Source organism: Psychrobacter immobilis (assembly GCF_904846185.1).
GTDB lineage: Bacteria > Pseudomonadota > Gammaproteobacteria > Pseudomonadales > Moraxellaceae > Psychrobacter > Psychrobacter immobilis_B.
Genome location: NZ_CAJGZQ010000007.1, coordinates 81,533 through 104,514 on the forward strand (window position 1 = coordinate 81,533; position 22,982 = coordinate 104,514).

A 22,982-nucleotide genomic window follows, 5' to 3' on the forward strand; every position below is an offset into this window, starting at 1 on the left:
TAAAAATGGAGCATTATCCCAAAAGTTACCGATATTAACCGTGGTGTATTCTAGGATACGCTCAACCTAATGATCATCAGTCTTGGCTATAATTAAAATATCATAAATGGTGACGGCGTTAACCGTGCTTCATGTACCAAACGTACTATTGACGTCCGCTTGCCTTATCTCTACTTTATATTGCTTCGACCCTATATTCTGTCACAAAAACAGCATAGGTTCGCCAAATAGCAGCGTCGAAAACAAGCACTTATTGTAAAGTAAACACCGTATGATGACCAATAAAAAACGCCCAGTAAGTAGGCGTTATTAAAAGAATAGTTTGGCTCATTGAGCATCACTACATTCAGAGCACCTAAAATTTAGAGCCTCTAAATGTTTATGCCGCTATTTTATTATTTGCGCGACAGGGTATAGTCATTGTTAGGTTTTTTATGTTCATCCATTAAGACAAGATGATTGTCTTGAATATGATACGCTTCAATGTTTTTGTCTTCATAGACAATCGTAATCATATCATTGTCTTGACGATAAACACCAGGCTCAAACAGGGGTGCATTCGGCATTTCGGGATTGTTATCTATACTGGTTTTTAGCACTGAACCATCAGCAAACAAATTCAATGTAATATCAGTGCTATCACAAGATTTACAGGGTACCATGCCACCATAATCGCCCATTAACGTGGCTTGTAACGTGCCATTACGCGGCTCTGAGCGTGTCAGCGATTGATGGGGATATGCACCGTTACTCGATTGGGCAGCCGCGATCAGCGATTGTCCTTCTGACACTTTATCTAGCTCACTACCCGCATTTAATAGATTGGTTTCTGGCAAGTTCTCTGCGCTAGCTTGTGCGCTGTTCTCTTCTACATGATCGATAGGGGCGACCTTAGTCGTCATACCTTTATCGCCGCTAGACGAAGTACTATCACAGCCGATGAGCAGCACACAGAGGGGCAGCGCTAGCAAACAACGACCACCGCGTTTGAGGATAGTTAGCGTGTTAGAACAAGTAGGCAAAAAATATATCATGGTCACACCAAAAAACAGTTTTTTAATAGTCATTCCAAATGATTATCGACACTATCGACAACTCAATACGTTGTCAAAAAGGAAAGATAATAGGAAGTATAAATGTTTAAATTAGAGTAGAAGACTACGAGACTACAAGTGCCATCTGAGGCTAGGCGGCGAGAAGAAGCTATCGATAGCCTATCGCCAATCAGTCAACAGTGATGGATATTTAAAACGCTATTTTACCCATCAAAAGCAAATAAACTGTGTCAAGATATCAAAGGTTAAAGATATCTCTGTGGCCTTTTTGTTATGATAGGTTTAGCCATGAGCTAAGAATAATGGTTTAACGTTGATAGGTATGACGAACCAAAATTATCGGAGATATTTCATAGTGGCTCATGAACGAACAGACGTTTATTAATAAACACGCCTGTTCGTTTGGAAAAATGGATCTAGCAAAAACAAAGGATCTAGCAAAAAGCAACGTAGGGGCTAATTCGCTATCAAGCAAGGCGGCTAGGGGCAACAGGTCGTAAAATGCGCCATAATATCAACCCGTGTACCACTAATAGCAGACTAAATAGAATCAAAGATTGTTCAGGAATACTCAGACCCATAAATGTCCACTCAACAGAGGCACATTCGCCAGAACCTGCAAAAACTTCTTTAAATACTTGCAAAATCGGTAGCGTATCTAACCAATAATCCAGCCCTGGACCACAAGAAGGTACTTGGTCGGCAGGTAGATGCTGTAGCCAAACATGACGTCCAGCCACGGCGGTCGCCCAACCGATACCTGCTAAGCTACCAAGCCACAATACCAGTCTAACTGCCTTAGATTTAGGGTTGAATAATGCCGCTATCAAAGCAAAACTGCCCATGATTATGAGGCCAATACGCTGAAAAATACACAGTGGGCAAGGCGAAAACCCCATATAGCGCTGTAAAAAAAACAGCGCAAAACTCATACCTATTACGGCTATTATCACCAAAAATATTTGCAAATTGCGGTAAGTGGTCAGCTTTAGCATCGGGCAGTTACTCTTATAAAATAGTCATCTATACACATTAAGTGGCGGTCAGAATTCAGCAATCAAAACTCAGCAATCAAAGCTTAGCGATATTGCTGCAAAAATTCCATAAAGTCTTCAGTTTCGGCTTTTTCAATCTCAGCTTGCTGTAATATCGATTTTTCTGCCAACACTTCATATTTGGCTTGGGTGTTTGGGCTAAGCGTTTGCTGTAATAAAGACTCACGATGCTGCTGCGCCAAGGTAAAGCCAAGCTGCCATAAGCTGCCTAAACGCTGACTATCAGAGTTTACTTGTGCTGAAATAGTCGATTCAGAATGTCCTGCTTTGCCTTGCATTAACGCGACTGCTGCACGGTAATCGTTGCCGCCATAATGCGCATCAAGTAGCGCGGCAAGTGGTTGCATACGTTCTAAATGCACCAGCATCCAGCTCTCAAGCAGTTGCTCTTCGCCGTTGTTTATAATGTGTAAGCCTTCGCGGCGACCTTCGTTTACCACGCGCTCAAGATTGATGGCTAAGGTCTCTTCTTCCTCAGGTAATAGATCAGGTGAGTCGCTCAGCAGACAGTACAGCGCCATGACCTCTAAGAAACAGGCGCTAGATAGACGAATACCGACATCGCTATAAGGGTCTAGATCGATTGCACGGAACTCAACATAGGCGATACCACGGCGCTCTAATGCTTCGGTCGGTGTCTCGCCGCTCATCGCGATTTGTTTGGGACGAATAGGGCTATAGTATTCATTTTCTATTTGTAAAATATGATTGTTGATTTGGATAGGGTTGCCATCGGCATCATCCAAGCCAAGCTTGGCAAAGCTTTCGTGCGGAGTCTGAATTGCACGGCGCAGTCCATCGACATACTCTGGCAGATAGTTATAACGAATATCGAGCTGTTCTTGCACACTATTGGTATAACCAAGCTTGCCCATACGTAGGCTGGTGGCAGCAGGCTTATAGTAAGTTGAGTCGTTTAGCAGCTCTAAGTCATGCTCACGACCAGCTAAGAAACAAGGACAAACGCTAGGGCTAGCACCCAGTAAATACAATACCAAACTGGTCAGACGCTTAAAGTTACGGATGAGCCCTAAGTACTTTTCGTTTTTAAATTCTGTCAGCGTTTGCGCTTGTGCAGCGGGTATTTCAGCTTGCCAGACTTCAAATAATCCGTCACCAAAAGACAAGTTATAATGTAAACCTGCAATCGTTTGCATGCGGCGACCATAGCGGATACCAAGCCCACTACGGTATAGCGTCTTGAGCTTACCCGTATTAGAGCTGCCATAATCAGCCAGTGGGATGTCTTCATCATTCGATGACAGCATACAAGGCATAGACAGCGGCCACATCAGCTCACCTTCAGGCATGGCTTGATAGACCAGTACGTGCAACTGACGCAGCATGTTTAGCGTCTCTTTTGGTGAGGTTTTGGGGTCAGTAATTAGCTCAAGTAGGCTTTCTGAATAATCAGTTGTGATAAACGGATGGGTGAGCTTTGAGCCAAGTTTGGCTGGATGCGGTGTCTGAGCCAAGTAGCCATCGGGTCTTACGCGCAGACCTTCTTTTTCGATACCGCGGAGCATGCCTGTTAAATGCTTGCTATCAAACCAATCAGGAATGTCAAAATTCACAAAGCTACTCGCAAAATTACTCATAATAGTCATCTATTGTTATTTATTATGGCGGCTCAAAACACGACTGGCGTTTGACCATAATGAAGGTAAATATTGGATTAAGAATGCCGTCAGTTTAGCTCAAAGCTGCCCTGAAAACCACGGACAATTACAAATACGATAAGCTTTACAGGCGCTCATTCCTCTTGATTTTAATAGGTATTTCAATAAAAAATTTTATGCACAGCGCGTTACTGTTTTCTAAAAAACGCATAAAACAAGAAGCATCTACCTACGAGATAGATGCTTCAAAAGTACGACGTTAAGCGGTTTATGATAGCGTTGACTAACGAGGAAGGTATCTTGATCAAAAGTCATGCGTCTCGCCAACTTAAATAGAGAAGGATGAGCCACAGCCACACGTGGTGGTGGCATTTGGATTGGTGACGATAAAGCGTGCGCCCTCTAATCCCTCAGTATAGTCAACGGTAGAGCCTTGTAAATACTGATAGCTTAGTGAATCGACGACCAAAGTTACATCGTCATTATCAAAATTGGCATCGTCTTCATTGAGCTCATTGGCGAAGTTAAAGCCGTAAGAAAAACCTGAGCAGCCGCCGCCCGTCACATAGACACGTAACATCAGATCGCTGTCGCCTTCTTCTTCACGTAGACGTCGCACCTTTTGTGCAGCGCTATCGGTTAAGCTTAAAACAGTTGGGTCTACTGGCTGGCTGGCGCTTGGATTAAATTGGTTGGCTGATTCGTTCATATCTACCTCAGTTGCTAGGATCAAATGCGGTCGTCCAGTTAGGGTTTGCAATGAAATAGTTGCAAATAAAGATACGCACGGCGTTTGATTCAATTGGGTGCTGTTATTATGGCGCTGCTATTGGTATGACTAATGGCGCATTATAAATATGATATCTGTGTCATTACAACGATTTGGTTGATAACGGGCACTTATCTCATCGCATTATATCATAATGGGGATATTGATTCGTTTGTCAAGAGTGACGCTACTGGCTGAAGGTGGCTGATTGATGCTCGTGGTTATTATCCCCATAAACTCATGCTAAGAGAAAGACTTTTTGTGCGAATAAACACTTGGTTTTGAAATAGTTATTTAATCGTTTGCCTATGGGGCAAGCGTTTGAAATAATAGCCGCCAGTTAACATGCCAGATGTGTGTTTTTTATTGCCTTATATTTTATATTACTGTTGAGTTGAAGAGATTATATGATCGAATTTAAAGACGTTGGTGTTCGCCGTGATGGTCGTGAGTTGTTTGCAGGGGCAAGCTTCCAGCTACATCCGGGCCACAAAGTTGGCTTGACGGGCAACAACGGCACCGGCAAATCTACCTTATTTGCCTTATTGTTGACGCGAATGGGCAGAGGAGATACCGAGGTCACGCTTGATAGAGGTGAAGTCAGTATTCCCGATAGCTGGCATGTGGCGCATATGGCGCAGGAAGTCGGCGCTACGACGCAGTCTGCGATTGATTATGTATTGAGCGGTGATGAGCAGTGGTATGAGATTAATGCTTCTTTGAATGATTTGAGTAGCGTTAGTGATGAGCAGATCGGGGTATTGCATCAGCAGTTTGATGAAATTGATGGCTATCGTACACCCACTAAAGCGGCACAAATTATGGCAGGTCTTGGTTTTAATACCAGCCAGCATGAATTACCCGTAGAAGGGTTTTCGGGTGGTTGGCGCATGCGTCTAAACCTTGCTAAAACCTTGATGAGCCGTGCGGACTTAATGTTACTCGATGAGCCGACCAACCATTTGGATTTGGATGCGATTCTTTGGCTTGAGACATGGATCAATGCCTATACTGGTCTGGTCATCGTCATCTCGCATGACCAAGCTTTTTTGGATGCCACGGTCGGTCATATTCTGCATGTTGAGCAACAAAAAATCACCCTTTATACCGGTAATTATCAGCAGTTTATTCGCACCCGTCACGAGCGTATGGCACAGCAGCAGCAAGCGTTTGAGAAGCAAGAAGCGACTAAAGCACATTTGGATGACTTTATTCGTCGTTTCCGTGCCAAAGCCAGTAAGGCTAAGCAAGCACAAAGCCGTATCAAGCAGCTTGAGCGCATGGCTGAGCTGTCACCGATGATGGCGGACAACCCGTTCTCTTTCCGCTTTTATGAGCCAGCAAATATGAGCTCACCACTGATTGAGCTGACCAAAGCGGATATTGGCTATAGCGATACGCCACTTTTGCACAATGCCAATGTGCAAGTGACACCGGATACGCGTCTTGGCTTGCTGGGTATGAATGGCGCAGGTAAGTCGACACTGATTAAAGCACTGGTCGGCGAGCTTGGCGTATTAACAGGGACGTATCGTGTGTCGGATACCCTAAAATTAGGCTACTTCAACCAGCATCAAATGGATATCTTGGATGCCCAAGCAACGCCTATAGAGATGTTGCGTCGTCTAGCCGGTAAAACCTCTGATGCGATGCTACGCTCGTTTTTAGGCAGCTTTGACTTCCGCGGTGAGCGTATCGACACGCCGAGTGAGCTATTCTCTGGTGGCGAGCGTGCGCGTTTGACGCTGGCATTGATTGTTTGGCAACGTCCGAACGTTCTGGTACTCGATGAGCCGACCAACCATTTAGATTTACAAATGCGCCAAGCGTTGACCATCGCCTTGCAAGGATTTGAAGGGGCAGTGGTACTGGTTTCGCATGATCGTGAGTTGATTGCCAACGTCTGTGATGAGCTGTTTTTGGTACATGATGGTCAAATCGAGGAATTCGATGGTGACATCAGCGACTACGGTAAGTGGCTGGCAGAAAAGCGTAAACAAGAGAACTCATCAGATAAAAGTACCAGTAAGAAGAAAAGTAAAAAAGAGAGTAAGAAATTCGTTTCACGTGAAACAGATAATGGTCAAGTGAGTAATAAAGCACCTGATCATTCATCAAAAAGTAAAGCTACGATGCCTACGCTTAGTAAAGATGCGCAGCGCAAATTGGCGGCTGAACAACGCAAACTCACCGCGCCTATTCGCCGTGAGATAGAAGAGATAGAAAAGGCATTGGCTAAAATTGATGGACAGCTCGTGACGCTTGAAGAAAAACTGGCTGATACGGATTTGTACGAAGAAGGTCGCAAGTCTGATTTGCTGTTATTACTTAATGAACAAACGGCATTGCAGCAGCAGCACAGTGACAATGAAGAAAAACTATTGCTTTTGATGACGACATTAGAAGAAATGGAAGCGGGTTTTGAGTAGAGAGCTGTTCGTTATAGTAAATAGCAGGTTTTGATTGTTTTTTAAGCTATTTTTACTTGATAAAGACAGTCACAAAAAAGGGAGAGCGCTGGCTCTCCCTTTTTTATTACGTTATTCCTTACGGTATTTACCATCACCATAAGACAGTATTTCCATTGTGGTCGTACATAACTGACAGTTTATTTGACCAGCAGCGGCTTTCGATAAATCCAAAATACGACCCCGAATGAAAGGGCCTCTATCGGTAATTTTCACGATTACACTCTGCTTTGTCTTCTTGTTGGTCACTTGTACCTTCGTACCAAACGGCAACGTGCGATGCGCAGCGGTCAAAGAGTTCATGTTGAAGATACTACCACTAGCAGTGCGTTTACCGTGGAACTGACTACCGTAATAACTGGTGTTTCCAGCAAAAACGGTGGTACTCAGCAATAGTGATAATGTGATAACCAAAGACTTGATTAAATAAGACATTTAATACCTTTAAGCAATTTATAAAATAGACAAATATACTTGCCTATGTTATTCATACTCCCTATGAGTATAAATAATATATTCATTTTACAACACATACTTTGTCATATTCTTACGGTTCTGTAAAAGAACTACCAAGGTCAAAACGCTCGTTTAGGCACGCTAGCTACTAAATACCAGTGATCTGTATGTAATTGTTTTAAATAATGATTTACATTGTTAATGGTATTTTTGGCTTGACTCTCTATTTTTTCATTAGGGCGAGTGTTAAATTGATATGACGTCTGTGGTTATCAAAGAATAATAATGCCAGAATCATAGAGAAGTATGCCAATGCAGTGACAAAGGCGAATCATAATGTATTAAATGCTTCAAACAACCTAAACACTGCTGTTGTTCGGCACTATTACTGGTAATATTTGTATAACGGTATTGAATTTTTATATTACTATCATTATTAGATAGACTATCGTTACCACCTGTTATGTCGCAGTTGAATAAATTTCCGTACCATATCGTTTAAAATGGGCATACCAGTATCATTAACATGCTTTTATGTTGAGGACAAAAACATGGCAGAGAAAAATTACTATGACATTTTAGGGATCAAAAAAGACGCGTCAGCTGCAGATATTAAAAAAAGATATCGTAAGCTTGTCCGTCAATATCACCCTGATGTGAGCGATGATCCAGATGCAGACAATAAGATTGCTGAGATTAATAATGCTTACGAAACCATTAGAGATAAAGAAAAGCGTGCCGAATATGACGCCATGCTAGACAATCCCTTTGCTGGTCAAAGTGGTGGTTTTGGTGGTCAATCTGCAAGTGGCGGTCAAGGCGGCTATCGCTGGGAAGATATCAAAGATCAGTTTGGTGAAGGCGAAGCTTATGGCGATGGTGGCTTCCGCTTCGATGACATCTTTTCGGCATTTGGTCGAGGTGCACGTGGTTCAGCTGGTGGACAATCGCAGCGTGGTGGTTTTGGCTCGCAAGATAGCAAAGGTCAAGATCAACATGCAGAGATTACGGTTGATTTGGCGTCCGTTTATAACGGTGATGACTACAGCATTAAGTTGAATGTCCCTATTCGTCAACCGAATGGCAGTGTCGAGTATGACAACAAAACGCTGAAAATTAAAATCCCTAAAGGCATCACGGATGGCAAGCAAATTCGCTTAGCAGGACAAGGTGCCGCTGGTATTGGTGGCGGAAAAAACGGCGATTTATTTTTAAAAGTAAAAATCCGTCACGCAGACAATATCCGTATCGAAGGCGCTGATGTTTATCAAACCGTCAATATAGCGCCATGGGAAGCGGCGTTGGGTGAAAAAATCAACGTCAGTACGCCAGCTGGTACGCTTGCTGTGACTGTGCCTAAGAACAGTAAGTCTGGTAGCAATTTACGTCTAAAAGGTAAAGGTATCCCTGCTAAGCAAGCGGGTGATTTGTATCTAACCTTAAACATCGTGAACCCTGATATCAGCACTGAGGCTGCGACCCAAGCTTATGAGCAACTAAAACAAGCCTTTGCCGATATCAATATTAGTCGTTAATGGCCGCCAAAAATTACTCACATTGAAACACTGTAATAGAGATGAAGACCATACGATAACGATGAAATAAAGAGCAAACGAGGATAATAGCTATGAAACACTCGCCTGAATTTACCGACATTATCATGAGCTTGGATGAGCTGGTATCTGCCTGTGGCCAAGAGCGCCAATGGGTCATCGAATTGATTGAAGAGGACATCATCGAATATGATGTACCAGAACGTGAGCAGTTCACTGGTTATCAGCTGACGACAGTGCGCCGTGCCTCGCGCCTTAGCCGCGACTTTGAAGCCAGTGTTCCTGCGATTGGCTTGATACTTGAGTTATTGGATGAGCTCGAACAATTACGCCAATTTAAACGCCAATTAGACATGCAGACACCAGTGATTGAAATTGAAATCGATCATTTAAAATAACTTATTTCCCCTTTATTCGGTACGTAAAAAATCAGCACAAAAAAAGGGCCTCTAAAATGAGGCCCTTTTTTTGCAAATAATATATTTAGCGTTTAACGCGCATATTTTGGATCAGCGGCTGCGGTAAACAGTACATCCGTTGAAGAGTTCAACGCCGTTTCTGCTGAATCTTGTATCACACCAATAATAAAGCCAATCGCTACCACTTGCATAGCGATATCATTTGGAATACTAAATAAGCTCGCTGCCAATGGTATAAGCAATAATGAACCACCAGCGACACCAGAGGCACCGCAAGCACTAATGGTTGCAACCAAACTGAGTAGCAGTGCTGAGGCAAAGGTCACTTCAATACCGAGTGTATGCGCGGCTGCAAGCGTTAAGACGTTAATCGTAATCGCCGCGCCGGCCATATTAATGGTCGCACCCAGTGGAATCGTTACTGAATAAGTATCTTCGTGTAGACCCAGTTTGCGGGCAAGGTTCATATTGACGGGAATGTTGGCAGCCGAGCTACGCGTAAAGAATGCGGTAATCCCTGACTCACGCAAGCATTTGAATACTAGCGGATAAGGGTTTTTGCCCGTTTTGATCAGTACAATAATAGGATTAGCAATCAAAGCGATAAATAACATACAACCGACCAGTACCATCAAGATACGCGCATAACCTGCCAAAGCCGCAAAGCCTGTCTCAGCGACGGTGTTGGCAACCAAACCCAATATACCAAAAGGTGCTAGGGCAATGACCCACTTCACCACTTGGGAGATGGCGTCAGAAAAATCACCGACCACAGTGCGTGTGGTATCACTGGCTTGGCGCAGTGCGAAACCGATGATAATTGCCCAGGCTAAAATACCAATATAGTTGGCTTCAGCGATGGCATTAACTGGGTTTGCGACCAGATTTAGCAGTAGATTGGTCAGTACTTCTTTGAGGTTGGCTGGTGGGACTTGCTCAATTGTGGCGTTGACCAATACCAGTTCTGTCGGGAATAAAAAGCTCGCGCCAACAGCAGTCAGTGCGGCTAAAAAAGTGCCAAACATATACATGATAAGTACAGGCTTGACGTAAACTTCATTACCGCTGCGATGTTGGCTAATGGCCGCCATGACCAACACAAATACCAGTATCGGTGCAACGGCTTTTAATGCGCCCACGAATAAGGTACCCAACAATCCTAAGGCAATACCGATATCTGGTGCCAACCAACCTATCAATACGCCCGCTATCAAACCGATAATAATAAGTGGTACTAGACCAATGCGTTTATACATCGCAAAAAATGAATACATCCTTACCCCGACAATCTAATGAATAATAAAAGAGATCAAGCCATTTTATGTTTTTTGCTTTACTAGTCTCATACTCATATACAGGTAAGATTCGTAAAACAGAATAAAAATGGGTAAAGTATAACCAAAAAAAGGGCAGTTAAGCCCTTTTTTATTTTTATACCTATCAATTTAAGATGATAGGTTTGTTATGGTCGTCTTTAACACACCCAACATTAGCGTGCATATTTTGGATCAGCAGCGGCAGTAAACAAGACGTCTGTTGATGAGTTCAATGCGGTCTCTGCGGAGTCTTGCAGCACACTAATAATAAAGCCAATAGCCACCACTTGTAGCGCAATATCATCAGGAATATTGAATAAACTGGCCGCCAAAGGAATGAGTAGTAATGAGCCACCAGCGACGCCCGAGGTGCCGCCAGCACTGATTGTAGCGACTATACTTAGCAGTAATGCTGAGCCAAAGGTCACTTCAATACCGAGTGTATTCGCGGCTGCAAGGGTTAAGACATTAATCGTAATCGCTGCACCTGCCATATTAATAGTGGCGCCTAATGGCAGGGTGACTGAATAAGTATTTTCATGTAAGCCTAATTTGCTGGCAAGGTTCATATTGATAGGAATATTGGCAGCAGAGCTACGGGTAAAAAACGCAGTTATGCCAGATTCACGTAAGCAGGTGAATACCAGTGGATAAGGGTTTTTACCCGTTTTTAAGTATACGAGGAGAGGGTTAGTCACCAAAGCAATAAACAACATACAGCCTATCAATACTAGCAAAATTCGTGCATAGCCCAATAACGCAGCAAAGCCAGTATCAGCAACGGTATTGGCGACTAATCCCAAAATACCAAAAGGTGCTAGTGCGATGACCCATTTGACTACTTTTGAGATGGCATCTGCAATGTCATTGACAGTGCTGCGAGTCGTCTCGCCAGCTTGTCGTAGCGCAATGCCGATGATAACGGCCCAAGCTAATATACCGATATAATTAGCATTGGCTAGGGCAGCAACTGGATTGGCGACGAGACTGAGTAATAAATTGTTCAATACTTCTTTTAAGTTTGCTGGCGGTACTTGCTCGATGGTCGCATTCACTAACGTCAATTCGGTTGGGAATAAAAAGCTGGCACCAACAGCGACCAAAGCTGCTATAAAAGTGCCTATCAGATATAAAAACAGCACCGGTTTTACATAGACCTTATTCCCGCTACGATGTTGACAGATAGCAGCCATCACTAAAAAAAATACCAGTATAGGGGCAACAGCTTTTAGGGCACCTACGAACAGAGTCCCCAAAATACCTAAGGCAATACCCACACTTGGCGCCAGCCATCCTATCAAAGTACCTAGTACTAAGCCGATAACAATCAGCGTTACCAATCCGATTCGTTGGTACATCGCTATTAATGAATGCATTTTTACCCCTTTAGTCCATTTGGAAATAAATATTAGCTTAACAATCGTTAGCTTAACGACCGAAGGATGTTAGCATTTTTTTGTGATAAGCGCCTACTGACAGATTTTATAAGGCAGTAGGCAATAACGTACTTATAAGCCTCTAAGAATTTTAAAAGTCAAAATTTAAGCACAAAAAAACGCCATGACTGGCGTTTGATTTTGTAATAGAAGACTAAACTTTGAAATGGGTAAGCTCATACCCTAATTGCTGGTAATGCTTATATTTAGCGCGGCCTGCCTCAGTGCTGACCGTATCAGGTTTGATAAGCTCTAGAATACGAGTTGGCAATGTATTGCCGGTAGCATTTATAAAGTCATTAACGGGACGTATCGTAGTATTGAGTACGATCCCTTTAAAATCGGCTGGCATATAGCTGGCAAGCAACACTGGTGCTAATAATTGATTATTAATATCAGTATGAACACCGTCAATATCAGTGCCTTCAGGATTAGAATCTAAAAGGCGTTGATGCGGTATAAAGCTCGTATCGTCTTTTGCCCAAAGGGCTTGATCAAGCGTCGACAGCAATGCATCGTCTTTTTCGATAAGAATCAATAACGACTGGCTGCTTTTATTGAGCGCCGTCTGGGTCAGCTGACAAATAAAGCCCAAGAAATCTTGAGCTTTATTCTCAGTTAATACATAAAAGCTAACTTTCATAAAGTGGTTTTCATTGAATGGTGATTCATCAATAGATTATGCCATATTTGCGCTATTTTTTAGGTATTGCATGAATAATGGCACAGGGCGACCAGTCGCCGCTTTGTCTTGACCTGAAATCCATGCCGTACCAGCGATGTCTAAATGCGCCCATGCTTGACCTTCTTCGATGAAGCGCGATAAGAAACAGGCAGCAGTCACAGCGCCAGCACCTTTACCACCGATATTTTGAATATCAGCGATAGGCGAGTCAATCTGCGCTTGATATTCGTCATCCATCGGCATGTGCCAGATAAGGTCGCCTGATAGGTTACTGGCGTTTTCTAAGTCAAACAACACATCTTCGTCATTACTAAAGACTGCCGAGCGGACGTGACCCAACGCAACCACACAAGCGCCAGTCAAGGTTGCGACATCAATGATGGCTTTTGGCTGATAATACTTCTGTACGTAGCACAAGGTATCGCACAATACTAAACGACCTTCAGCATCGGTATTTAGGATTTCAACGGACTTACCGTTCATTGCTATGATGATATCTCCTGGGCGCGTTGCCTCTCCTGATGGCATATTTTCAGCACAAGCTAGCGCACCGACGACGTTGATCGGTAGACGCGCTTCACATAATGCTTTCAGGGTACCGAGTACCGCAGCAGAACCGCCCATATCAAATTTCATCTCATCCATCGCCGCACCCGGTTTGATTGAGATACCACCTGAATCGAAGGTGACACCCTTACCAACAAGCACGATAGGCGCATCATTATTTGCAGCATTGGCATTGTCTTCGCTATTCTGTTCAGCATTTTTAGCGGCTTTTTTGCTAGCAGCTTTGGTTGGTAATTTGTCAGCCAACGCTTTGAGGCCGCCAGCTACTTTTGCGCTGTTGGTAATGGCTTTGCTAGTATCACCATCAGTATTGGCGCTAAAGTTAGACTTGCCGCGATACTCCATCAGTACCAGCTTGCCTTCTTTAGTAGAGCCTTGCGCGACCGATAAGAAGCAGTTCATACCCAGTGCTGACATCTCGTCTTCGCCAAGTACCGTTACTTTTAAGAGGTCAGGATAAGTGGCTGCTAATTCCTGTGCTTGCTCAGCCATATATGCTGGGAAACAGATGTTACCCGGCTCATTAGCGACATCACGGGTCAAGCTTTGACCAGTAAAGACCGCTTGTGCAAAGTCTAACGAATCTTTTAAAGACGACTCTGCCAATAAGTAGATATCCGTTAAAACAGGCGTTTGCTGCTCAGATTTGTACTTGTCAAAACGATAGCTTGCTGCCAGTAGGCTCAGCGCAAATTGACTAAACTGGTTTTCTTCTAAGCTATCGCCCAGCGCTACAGTGATAGAGTCGACGCGTTTTTGGGTGCTCTTATAAATGGTCTTAGCAATTTTCTCTAGAACGCTATGACGCAATTTATCAACATTACCCACACCGACCAATAATAGCTGTACTGGATTTTCTTTGGTGGTCTTTTTATCTCCAGCTAAAGCATAGTCAGCGACGGTTTCACAAGCTTTGCCGTTAAAGTGTGATACTTCAATCAATTGCTCAATGCGGGTTTGATAATCGCTCAATACTGACTCAGCTAAGATGTTTTTTTGATCATCAATTAAGACGACAAGGCAGGCCGCGTCTTTACTTTTCGCTTCTTTTTTGAGGATTTTTTGCGTATGGGTTTTTGGCAGTGTTTGGGTTAATTTAATATTCATATATTTATCCTTATTGGGGTTATGACATTATAGTTATGACGTTAACGCTATGAAAATGGCAGATTTTTTTAATTGCTGATACCTGTTAAATTATCAGATTGTTTGGCCAGTCAAGCAATCGCAATAGTGTAGCATATTGCGAGGTGAGTGCGCAGTGAGCAAGGTTTAGGTCATGGGTTCGAACCGTTTACTAGCTATTAACTAACTCATCGGTTGCTATTAAAGCGGCAAATCTATCTTGCAGTGCTGCCATCGCGGTAGCATGCATGATATCAGCGCTGATTTTCTCTTTTTTATAGTCAGGCAGGTCGCGAGTGGCACAAGCATCATGGCAAACAAAACTGTCAAAGCCTAAATCAAAGGCGGCTCTCACGCTTGAGCTAACACACATATGACTCATAAAGCCTGCAAAAATAATTTGCTGTTTTTGTGCAGCTGAAATAAGTGCTTGAAGCTGGGTATCATGGAACGCATTGGGATTTTTTTTGACGATGAAGGTTTCGCCATCCTTTGGTTGTAATTCAGCGATAATCTCGACGTTAGATGATAAGGGATCAAAAACGTTGCCATTATCTGCGCCGTGATGCGCGATATGGAAGACAGGGACGTTCTGTTTACGAGCTTTATCTAGCAATAGACGCGCATTTGTAATGGCGTTCGTACCAGCTTGCCCCAATGGCATCGCACCATCGACATATTCGTTTTGATAGTCAATAAAAACCACGGCGCAATTTGACCAATCGAGCGTATCAAATTGACCGCCAGCAAGTTCAAGTAAAGTAGAAGGGGTAGAACCGAGTTTATTTGTCATTAATATTCTCCATTGGGCGAGATAATTAGGAATTTTTAGTTTTCTCAGTTTAACAAGTAATCCTAATGGTGCGAGGGCAGTGATACGAATGACACACAAAGGTTTCCAAATGACATCAAGTAAAAAATATCATGCAAAGACTTAATAAAAAGGCTTTTTAGATAAGACAAACTAATGAGTCAAGTTCTCATTATTCTTTTCATATCTTATCTATTATTAGTGAGTCATACAGCGTTATAGCAAGATGGACGCAATGTTTGCAAACACATTTCACAGCCATTTTTGAGCAAAATATGCTAGGATTAGCGGTTATCTTTATCGCTAATTTTTACAGCATGTCGCTAACCCGTCTCGCAGATGTTTTCATATCTTTTGCCGTTGCTTTTAGGGCTGTTTAAGTATCTGATTGAGCAGCACGGTCTTGTATTTCTATTGTTCAGTTATCGGTATCAGCTATTGTATTTAGAGCGATCCATAATTGTCAGTGTTTGCCAATAAAGCTGCGATAAATCGTGCGACTATCAACCTTTTTAAAAGAGTGCCCATTGTGATATTACGCCGCTATATGACTCAACAAGTTGCCTCAACGACCGCATTGGTTTTGGGGTTTTTAGTGGTGATGATGCTGGGCGGTCGTTTGATCCGTTACTTTGGGATTGCCGCAGAAGGCAACTTAGACATCAGCTTATTATTTACCATCATTGGTTATAATTTGCCCTACTTTTTAGAGCTTATCCTGCCATTAGCATTTTTTATCGCTTTAATGTTGGTATTCGGGCGTTTGTACGTTGACCAAGAAATGGCGGTCATTAATGCCAGCGGCGTGTCGCGTGGTAAACTTGCCCGTTTTATGACGCCTTTAATCTTGGCGTTGTTCGTTGGGGAAGCGGCTTTATCCATCGTTGGTAAACCGTGGGGCGTACGCTCATCGGAAAGTGTCTGGCAACAGCAGGCATTGACCAGCGCTTTTGATTTAATTCGTCCCAATGAATTTATTAGTAGTGGCAATTATCATTTGTATGTGGGCAGCTTGAGTGATGATAAAAAGCAATTGCAAGATGTGATATTGATTCAATCTGAGCCTGAAAAAAAGGGCAGTGCCGCTAAAAATAACACTGCTAAAGAGGCTGCTGTCGATGTTAAAAATACCATCAATCCAGAAACGGCTGAGCAATTAAATATTTCAGACATGCCAAATATGCCAACTGCGATTACTAATAATACCAACATCAGTAAAGATACTATTACGTTGGCTAAGCGTGCCGAGCAAGTAGACACGGGTAATAGCGGTGTGACCCAATTGGACTTGTTCCAAGGGCGTCGTTATGAAGTCGGTGCTGGCAGTCTGAAATACAATCAAGTGGGCTTTGATCGTTACCGCATTACTTTGACAGAATCCTCAAAAGAAGTCATCACTGAAGATAATATCGAAACGCAAGCGATTGGACCATTATGGCAAGCCGCGACGGGTGGTACGGCAAGTAGTGGCAACTCGCTGCGTGTGGCACAAAGTGAGCTTGGCTATCGTCTAGCATTGCCGTGGTTGATGATCATTGCACCAATGCTCGCTGTACCACTGGCGCAAGTACGTCCGCGCCAAGGTCGCTGGTTACGACTATTTCCTTCGATTTTATTGTTTGTCAGCTGTGCGCTGGGTATTATTTCACTTAAAAATGCTGTTAGCAAAGGCAGCGTGAGCGTCTGGGCATATGCGTGGCTCATTTTAGGATTTATGGCATTGGCGCTTTATATGAATTGGGGTAGCCGTGTGCAGCATCGATTACGCTTTCGCAAACCGAAGAACACGCCTTTAACGGTTGCCGATCATCAGAGCAGTGGCTCACAAGGAGGGCAGTCCTAATGAGTGTCTTATCTTCTAAACCATCTAATCCTGACTCGAAAAATGCTCATGCTAAGCACGCTCGCAAACCTGCCAAACTAAAAGTGCTTAGCCGTTACGTCAAGCTGAACGCTTTGCTCGCAATCGTCGGAGCTGTCATAGGCTTGTGGGCATTACAGCTGGTATTCTCTTATTTGTCTGAGCTGGATTCGTTAGATGATAGCTATACGATGGGCGAGGCGATTAAGTATATTTTTTATCGCTCGCCTTATTTTTTAGAGCAATTTATTCCCACTGGCGCATTGCTAGGTGCAGTGGTCGGCTTGGGCTTGCTTGCCAATAAAAGTGAGCTGGTCGTGATGCGTGCCGCTGGCGTCAGCGTTTATCGTATCGTCGGTTGGGTGTTGCAGCCTGCTTTGATTTTTGTGTTGCTCGCATTGATTATCAATCAGTTCGTGCTGCCACACTCTAATCAATTGGCAAAAGAAATCAACGATGAAGACAGCAGTTCATTGGTCACATCGGTACGCGGTTATTGGACGTTGCAGCCACGCTTTGAGAGTACAAAAGACGGCAGTGCCAAGCCAGATGGTAGCGATATTTTGTATATCGATTATGCTGATGTGCAAGGCAATATCGGTGAAGTTAAACGCTGGCATTTAGACAATAATGGCAATCTGCAAACGGCCATTCACGCTGAGGGTGGTAAATATATTGGTCGTGAACCTGTTAATCCTGCCAGTAGCAAACCGAGCGAGCAATATCGCTATGAGTGGCAGTTGAACAACATGACCAAGCTGATGATTAATCAGGGCTTTGAGAGTAGCCAAGCCATCTCACCGTCAGATACCTTAAGCCTGCCCTTTGCCCCTGAATCGGTGTATCTGCTTACTCGTAAGGCAGAGGATTTGTCATTGACTCAGCTGTATGAGCATCGTCAATTTATGCGCCAACAAGGCACACGCTCGTTGGAACACGAAGTTGCGTTTTGGCAAAAGCTACTATCGCCATTGTCGATATTGTCGCTGGTGATCGTTGCCTGTTCGTTTGTCTTTGGCTCACTGCGGACGCATAGCTTAGGCTTGCGTATCGTCGTAGCATTATTGTTTGGCTTGCTGTTTAGTTATGTGCAAGACTTGGTTGGCTTTGTCTCATTGGCGACTGGATTTTCGCCGTTATTAATGGTGATATTACCGATTATCGCCAGTGCGATATTGGGTGGCTATTTGCTCAAACGGCAGATGTAGCCAGATATCATTTGCCATAAAAAAGCCCGCTAGATCATGACGATTTAGCGGGCTTTTTGTTTACGCAGCTTTTAAGACATAAGCTTTTAAAGCTTAGTCTTTGGTCGCCATGGTAATCGTATAGGTTTTGCCTTGTTTGATCTTTTCGCTGTTGCCAAACACTTCGGTAAACGAGCGCTTCATAAACTGACGCAAGCCATTGATGGTGACCACATAAAAACGCCCACCTTTACGCATACGGGCATAGGCATCGAGGAAATATAAATAATGCTGCTCTTTACCTACTTTGGCTGGCAAGTTTGACATCACAAGGCTAAAGTCTTTGTCTTTTGCCACGTGATTGAAGCCATTTGATAAATGCACATCGACATTTTTTAGACCGTTTTTCTCACAATTTAGGCGTGCATATTCTACCGCCATAAAATCTTTATCAATCAACGTATGCAGACCATTTGGACATTCACGCGCTGCCGTCATACCGAGTACGCCGTAACCACAGCCCAAATCAATCGAGTCGTCATCCGCTTCAAAATCAATATAATCAAGCAGCATCAAGCTACCATCATCGAGCTTTTGCGGTGAAAAAATTCCCCACGTGGTCGCAAAGTCAAACGGTGAACCCAGTACGTCTTGGCGAAAATTAATGTCTTCACGCCAGTGTTGGGCGTTTTTTAATAGTTCAGCAGGTGGTTTATGGCTCATGGGATTCTCGGATAATAGATAAGTAAAAGGCGGTGTGTTGCTCAGTCATGCAGCGTGCACATCATACGCGTATTGTAGCGAGAAAAAAGGGAGTTTGCACTCATGCTACGCTGACTAATCATAATTAAAATCTATAGATTTTTTCGGCATTCCATCCTAAAAACTGGATACCATCGTCGACGAGAACATCGCTAGGAATATGCAAAAGAGGGTTTGCACCCATCGGAAGAAGAGATGTAATTTTATCTTTCTGAACATCATTTAAGCTATTCCACCAATTTGGAGACACATATGAATTCTGAGAAGAGCTTAAGAATAGAGTTATTAAGGCACTAAAAATACATTCTTCATTTAGGTCTAACAATGAATTTATAAAAGTATTCATCGCTTCTGCTGTTTGCAACCAACCGAAAAGCACAAAACCTTTTTGATGACTTGAAAATGCATTCAGCACCAAATGTTCAGGATTTTCTCTTAATTTAGATACACTTTGAATTAGATTGCCCTTAAAGTCGTGAGTGGGTTCAATTAAAGATGAAACCACAACAGGAATAGGGAGTGAAGACTCAATCATGAGAAAGCTATAAGGGTTATAGTTCTTTTTTAAAATATAGTGCGCTAAGTTGTCCTGAATTATAGATAATCCATCAATTGATTTTTTAATACCTAATTTATATTCTTTTATAAAATCTTGAAATTTCAATTGGTGTATAAGTGGTGATCCTTTATCCATATCTCTCATGAAAACTGCATTAGATAATAAACACTCTTGGTTATAAATTTCTTTTGCTACAGATCGATAGGTTAGTGCAACGCATTGTTTTTTTGTTCCTATAAAAGGTTTGTCTTCAAAACATGAAAACAATAACTTATCGTGTTTTGCACAAAATCCTCTAAACGTAGAAGCATTATTGATACCTATCTTTTCTAGCTTAAGGTTTCCTTCGTTTTTATCTAAACTCGATAGGTTCTGTTTTAGACCTAAAACATGATTAGTGTCATCAGCAATTTCAATCAAACCACTAGATTTAGAAACAGTATGGGCTTTTATAATGCTACTGCATTCTGGATGTAGTTCTATAGGAGCATAGCAAGTCGCTATTTTAGACAGGTCGTTACCATGAGCCATAATCTCACCTGTCGTAAGAGGTTTTTGAAGTTCGCGATCTTTATGGCAACGTTTAAATTTTAATCCTGAACTGCACCAACATTTATCATTACGACCCATTTTGAGTATTTGATTGACATCAACTTTCATCATAACTAACCTCGCGGATGATGTGCTGCATGTAACTGTTGCAATCTCGCTGTCGCCACGTGGGTATAGATTTGAGTGGTTGATAAATCACTGTGTCCAAGCAATAACTGCACGCTACGCAAGTCTGCGCCATGATTTAGTAGATGGGTGGCAAAAGCATGACGTAAGGTATGCGGTGATAGCTCTTTGTCGATACTGGCGACTTTTGCATATTTCTTCAGCAAATACCAAAAATTCTGCCGCGTCATATAGCCACCTTGCGCCGTCAAAAATACCGCTTGGCAATTTCCTGACTTTAAATGTGCAATCAAATCACCACGAGCATGCGTTAGATAGTCTTCTAACGCATCGCTAGCATATTCGCCTAGTGGTACCAATCGCGTTTTATTGCCTTTCCCCGTGATTTGTAGCCAGCCAGAGTTTAGATTCACTTGCTCTAATGAGAGATTAATCAACTCGCTCACCCGCAGACCGCAGGCATATAGCACCTCTAACATGGCTTTATCACGCAGTCCGAGCGCGGTGCTGGTATCAGGCGCGGCAAGGAGATTATCGACATCTGCTTCTGCTAAGTCTTTGGGTAATGGACGACCAAGCTTTGGGCTTTTGATACGCTCGCAAGGATTGTCTTCACGCAGATTACTGGCAATCATCCACAGATAAAACTGCCGCAAGCTTGAGAGCATACGTGCTTGGGTACGTGGGGTTTTGCCATCTTGAGTAAGCGTTGATAAGCAGTGCAGCACGTCATCAGGCTGCCAGCGTGTCAGGGCAATAGGATTGGTCAGCTCGCATGAGCGCAGGTCGCGCACATACGCATTACGAGTACGAGTCGCTAGACCACGTGCCAACATGGCTTGACGAAACTCAGTCACATAACTGGGTTCGTCATCTACTGCCAGCGCCTTAGGTTGGCGCTGTTGCACGGCACGATCACGGCTCATAACTTGGTACTCGATGGGTGAATGTTAGATAAGCGTTAGACACCATAATGAAGTGACTTCAGCACTGCGAGCGACATGTAGAGGGTCTGTACCATCTTGGCTGCGACCATGTTTAGGTTGGGTGTCCAGACGATATTTTACCGCCAATCCAGCATCAGCAAACAAGCCTAATAACTCATCACGGGTGCGCAGTTGCAGGTGCTCAGCTAAGTCTGACATTATCAACCAAAGCTCTCCTTGCTCAGCTAAGTGCTGTTTGGCACCTTGCAATACCCCACGAAGCATCGTGCTCTTGGCATCATAAACGGCGTACTCAAGAGACGAGCTTGGCTTAGCAGGTAACCAAGGCGGATTACATACAATCAGATTGGCGAGTGGTGCATCAGTCGGATACAAATCCGCTTGCTGCAATTGTACGGCAGGTAACTCTAATCGTGTAAAATTCTCGTTGGCACAGGCCAAAGCACGTGGATTTAAATCCGTTGCTATCACTTGCGGAACACCGCGCTGCGCTAAGATAATAGCCAGCAATCCCGTGCCGGTACCGATGTCATAGGCGACATCATGGCTTGCTGGTAGCGGTGCATCGAGCAATAGCTGTACATATTCATGACGGGTTGGTGCAAACACACCATAATGCGGGAAAATTGATAACCCTAAGCTGTCTATTGGGACGCCTTTTTCGCGCCATCCTGCCGCACCAAGTGCGCCTTGCAAGTCACGAAACGACAGCACGCAAGACTCATCCATCGCCTTATCTAAAGGGCCAAAAGCTGCTGTACAGGCTGCACTGACATCGGGCGCGCGGCGTAGTTGGCTGACATAGTTGGCATCAAGCTCTAATAGCAAACGGCTTAATATGCGCGAACGCTGCGCTTGCAGTTGGCGCTGTTGATGAAAGAGGTTGGGAATTTCTTTAGAGTTGCTTGAATCAGGTTCTGTTGTAGATTTAGCCGCTTTTTTTGCTTTACGCAGCTCAGAGCGCTCATTGGTACGATCTATGCGACGACCGAGCGCTTGTAGCAACTGGCGTGCATTATGAAAGTCGCCGCGCCATAGCAGTGAGCTGCCTTCGCACGCCAAGCGGTAAGCGTCATCAGCGGTCGTTGTATCATCGACCAATACAATGCTCGCAGGTGGCATATGATTGCTTTCAGACAACCAAAGGGCATTACGTAGAGTTTCGTTTTCTTGCCATTGTACATACTGCTTTTCTGTTTGTAACACGTAATAGCCTACCTTCTGTGAATGATACTTTGCTCGGAATACAAAGATATCTTTATATTGTTTATTGCGCTGTCAATGTTCTGCTGTGATCAATGCTTTGCTGCGGTCACTTGAGTGCATTTAAGCGCTTTTTTTCTTAACCAAATAACGATAAAGCGTGGCGCTGATTGGTGCATCCTCATCGCCAGTGACCATTATTTCATCGGGATCGACGTTTAGATTTACATTTTCAGCAAGCGTTTCTTGCTGCACAAGCTCATGTCCCAAATGACGACAAAAATTAGGAATGTCACGAGTGGTGGCTGGGTCGGTGGCGAGTATTTCAATCACCTCACCAGCATCAGCGTTACGGATGGTTCGATGCAGCATCATGACTGGCTCAGGGCAAATCAGCCCTTGAGTGTCTAAATGATGATTGATCGTCGTTTGTATGGTAGAAGTGCTCATA

General features: G+C 43.5%; 20 protein-coding genes. 5 read left to right on the forward strand and 15 right to left on the reverse strand.

Features of this window, described 5'->3' with window-relative positions; translation table 11 throughout:
• Positions 1–395: 395 nt before the first annotated feature.
• The 4 genes from JMW94_RS05430 to erpA form a co-directional block, all read right to left on the reverse strand.
• Positions 396–1,034, reverse strand: coding sequence for a copper resistance protein NlpE N-terminal domain-containing protein (locus tag JMW94_RS05430; RefSeq protein WP_201602574.1), 639 nt, complete (start codon positions 1,032–1,034; stop codon positions 396–398).
• Between the two features lie 488 nt (positions 1,035–1,522).
• A complete protein-coding gene (locus JMW94_RS05435; RefSeq protein ID WP_045454815.1) occupies positions 1,523–2,050 on the reverse strand; it encodes a disulfide bond formation protein B in 528 nt (175 codons plus the stop codon).
• Positions 2,051–2,133: 83 nt separating this feature from the next.
• On the reverse strand, positions 2,134–3,708 hold the full coding sequence (gene gshA, locus JMW94_RS05440) for a glutamate--cysteine ligase (protein ID WP_201602577.1): 1,575 nt from the start codon (positions 3,706–3,708) through the stop codon (positions 2,134–2,136).
• Positions 3,709–4,057: 349 nt separating this feature from the next.
• A complete protein-coding gene (erpA, locus tag JMW94_RS05445; RefSeq protein ID WP_045443732.1) occupies positions 4,058–4,438 on the reverse strand; it encodes an iron-sulfur cluster insertion protein ErpA in 381 nt (126 codons plus the stop codon).
• A gap of 467 nt (positions 4,439–4,905) precedes the next feature.
• On the opposite strand from erpA, the gene JMW94_RS05450 reads away from it, so the two are divergent.
• Positions 4,906–6,927 carry an ABC-F family ATP-binding cassette domain-containing protein gene (locus JMW94_RS05450; RefSeq protein ID WP_201602586.1) on the forward strand — a complete coding sequence of 674 codons (2,022 nt, stop codon included), beginning with the start codon at positions 4,906–4,908 and terminating at the stop codon, positions 6,925–6,927.
• 111 nt (positions 6,928–7,038) lie between these two features.
• Here JMW94_RS05450 and JMW94_RS05455 read toward each other — a convergent pair whose 3' ends face one another.
• The gene (locus JMW94_RS05455) at positions 7,039–7,401 is read right to left on the reverse strand and encodes a septal ring lytic transglycosylase RlpA family protein (RefSeq protein WP_045442968.1); all 363 of its coding nucleotides are present in this window, start codon (positions 7,399–7,401) and stop codon (positions 7,039–7,041) included.
• 572 nt (positions 7,402–7,973) lie between these two features.
• On the opposite strand from JMW94_RS05455, the gene JMW94_RS05460 reads away from it, so the two are divergent.
• Both JMW94_RS05460 and JMW94_RS05465 read left to right on the forward strand, forming a co-directional pair.
• Entirely contained in the window at positions 7,974–8,957 is a 984-nt protein-coding gene (locus JMW94_RS05460; protein ID WP_201602610.1) for a DnaJ C-terminal domain-containing protein, read from the forward strand.
• A gap of 92 nt (positions 8,958–9,049) precedes the next feature.
• Positions 9,050–9,373: a chaperone modulator CbpM gene (locus tag JMW94_RS05465; protein ID WP_045442974.1), complete on the forward strand. Its 324-nt coding sequence runs from the start codon at positions 9,050–9,052 to the stop codon at positions 9,371–9,373.
• 92 nt (positions 9,374–9,465) lie between these two features.
• On the opposite strand, the gene sstT (JMW94_RS05470) is transcribed toward JMW94_RS05465, so the two are convergent.
• From sstT (JMW94_RS05470) to JMW94_RS05490, 5 genes are all read right to left on the reverse strand, one after another.
• Positions 9,466–10,668 (reverse strand): serine/threonine transporter SstT, encoded by a 1,203-nt coding sequence (sstT, locus tag JMW94_RS05470; RefSeq protein ID WP_055123716.1) that lies wholly within the window; start codon positions 10,666–10,668, stop codon positions 9,466–9,468.
• Positions 10,669–10,883: 215 nt separating this feature from the next.
• Positions 10,884–12,086 carry a serine/threonine transporter SstT gene (sstT, locus tag JMW94_RS05475; RefSeq protein ID WP_201560405.1) on the reverse strand — a complete coding sequence of 401 codons (1,203 nt, stop codon included), beginning with the start codon at positions 12,084–12,086 and terminating at the stop codon, positions 10,884–10,886.
• 214 nt (positions 12,087–12,300) lie between these two features.
• A complete protein-coding gene (locus JMW94_RS05480) occupies positions 12,301–12,789 on the reverse strand; it encodes a DNA polymerase III subunit chi (RefSeq protein ID WP_201602613.1) in 489 nt (162 codons plus the stop codon).
• A 36-nt stretch (positions 12,790–12,825) separates the two neighbouring features.
• Positions 12,826–14,505 carry a leucyl aminopeptidase gene (locus JMW94_RS05485; protein ID WP_201602616.1) on the reverse strand — a complete coding sequence of 560 codons (1,680 nt, stop codon included), beginning with the start codon at positions 14,503–14,505 and terminating at the stop codon, positions 12,826–12,828.
• 190 nt (positions 14,506–14,695) lie between these two features.
• Positions 14,696–15,316, reverse strand: coding sequence for a cysteine hydrolase family protein (locus JMW94_RS05490; RefSeq protein WP_201602619.1), 621 nt, complete (start codon positions 15,314–15,316; stop codon positions 14,696–14,698).
• A 565-nt stretch (positions 15,317–15,881) separates the two neighbouring features.
• Between JMW94_RS05490 and JMW94_RS05495 the strand changes: the two genes are divergently transcribed.
• Complete coding sequence (locus tag JMW94_RS05495; protein ID WP_201602635.1) at positions 15,882–17,177, forward strand: LPS export ABC transporter permease LptF; 1,296 nt, start codon at positions 15,882–15,884, stop codon at positions 17,175–17,177.
• Positions 17,177–18,403, forward strand: coding sequence for an LPS export ABC transporter permease LptG (gene lptG, locus JMW94_RS05500; RefSeq protein ID WP_201602638.1), 1,227 nt, complete (start codon positions 17,177–17,179; stop codon positions 18,401–18,403). Before JMW94_RS05495 ends, lptG begins: the two co-directional genes overlap by 1 nt.
• A 93-nt stretch (positions 18,404–18,496) precedes the next feature.
• On the opposite strand, the gene JMW94_RS05505 is transcribed toward lptG, so the two are convergent.
• The 5 genes from JMW94_RS05505 to tusA all read right to left on the reverse strand — a co-directional run bounded on the left by JMW94_RS05505 (position 18,497) and on the right by tusA (position 22,981).
• Complete coding sequence (locus JMW94_RS05505) at positions 18,497–19,105, reverse strand: class I SAM-dependent methyltransferase (protein ID WP_201602640.1); 609 nt, start codon at positions 19,103–19,105, stop codon at positions 18,497–18,499.
• Positions 19,106–19,229: 124 nt separating this feature from the next.
• Entirely contained in the window at positions 19,230–20,366 is a 1,137-nt protein-coding gene (locus tag JMW94_RS05510; protein WP_227685430.1) for a YecA family protein, read from the reverse strand.
• Between the two features lie 2 nt (positions 20,367–20,368).
• Complete coding sequence (gene xerD, locus JMW94_RS05515) at positions 20,369–21,307, reverse strand: site-specific tyrosine recombinase XerD (RefSeq protein WP_201602642.1); 939 nt, start codon at positions 21,305–21,307, stop codon at positions 20,369–20,371.
• A 24-nt stretch (positions 21,308–21,331) separates the two neighbouring features.
• Positions 21,332–22,534, reverse strand: a complete 1,203-nt coding sequence (locus JMW94_RS05520) for a methyltransferase (RefSeq protein ID WP_201602644.1) — start codon at positions 22,532–22,534, stop codon at positions 21,332–21,334.
• Positions 22,535–22,654: 120 nt separating this feature from the next.
• A complete protein-coding gene (gene tusA, locus JMW94_RS05525) occupies positions 22,655–22,981 on the reverse strand; it encodes a sulfurtransferase TusA (RefSeq protein ID WP_198330476.1) in 327 nt (108 codons plus the stop codon).
• Between the last annotated feature and the right edge of the window lies 1 nt (position 22,982).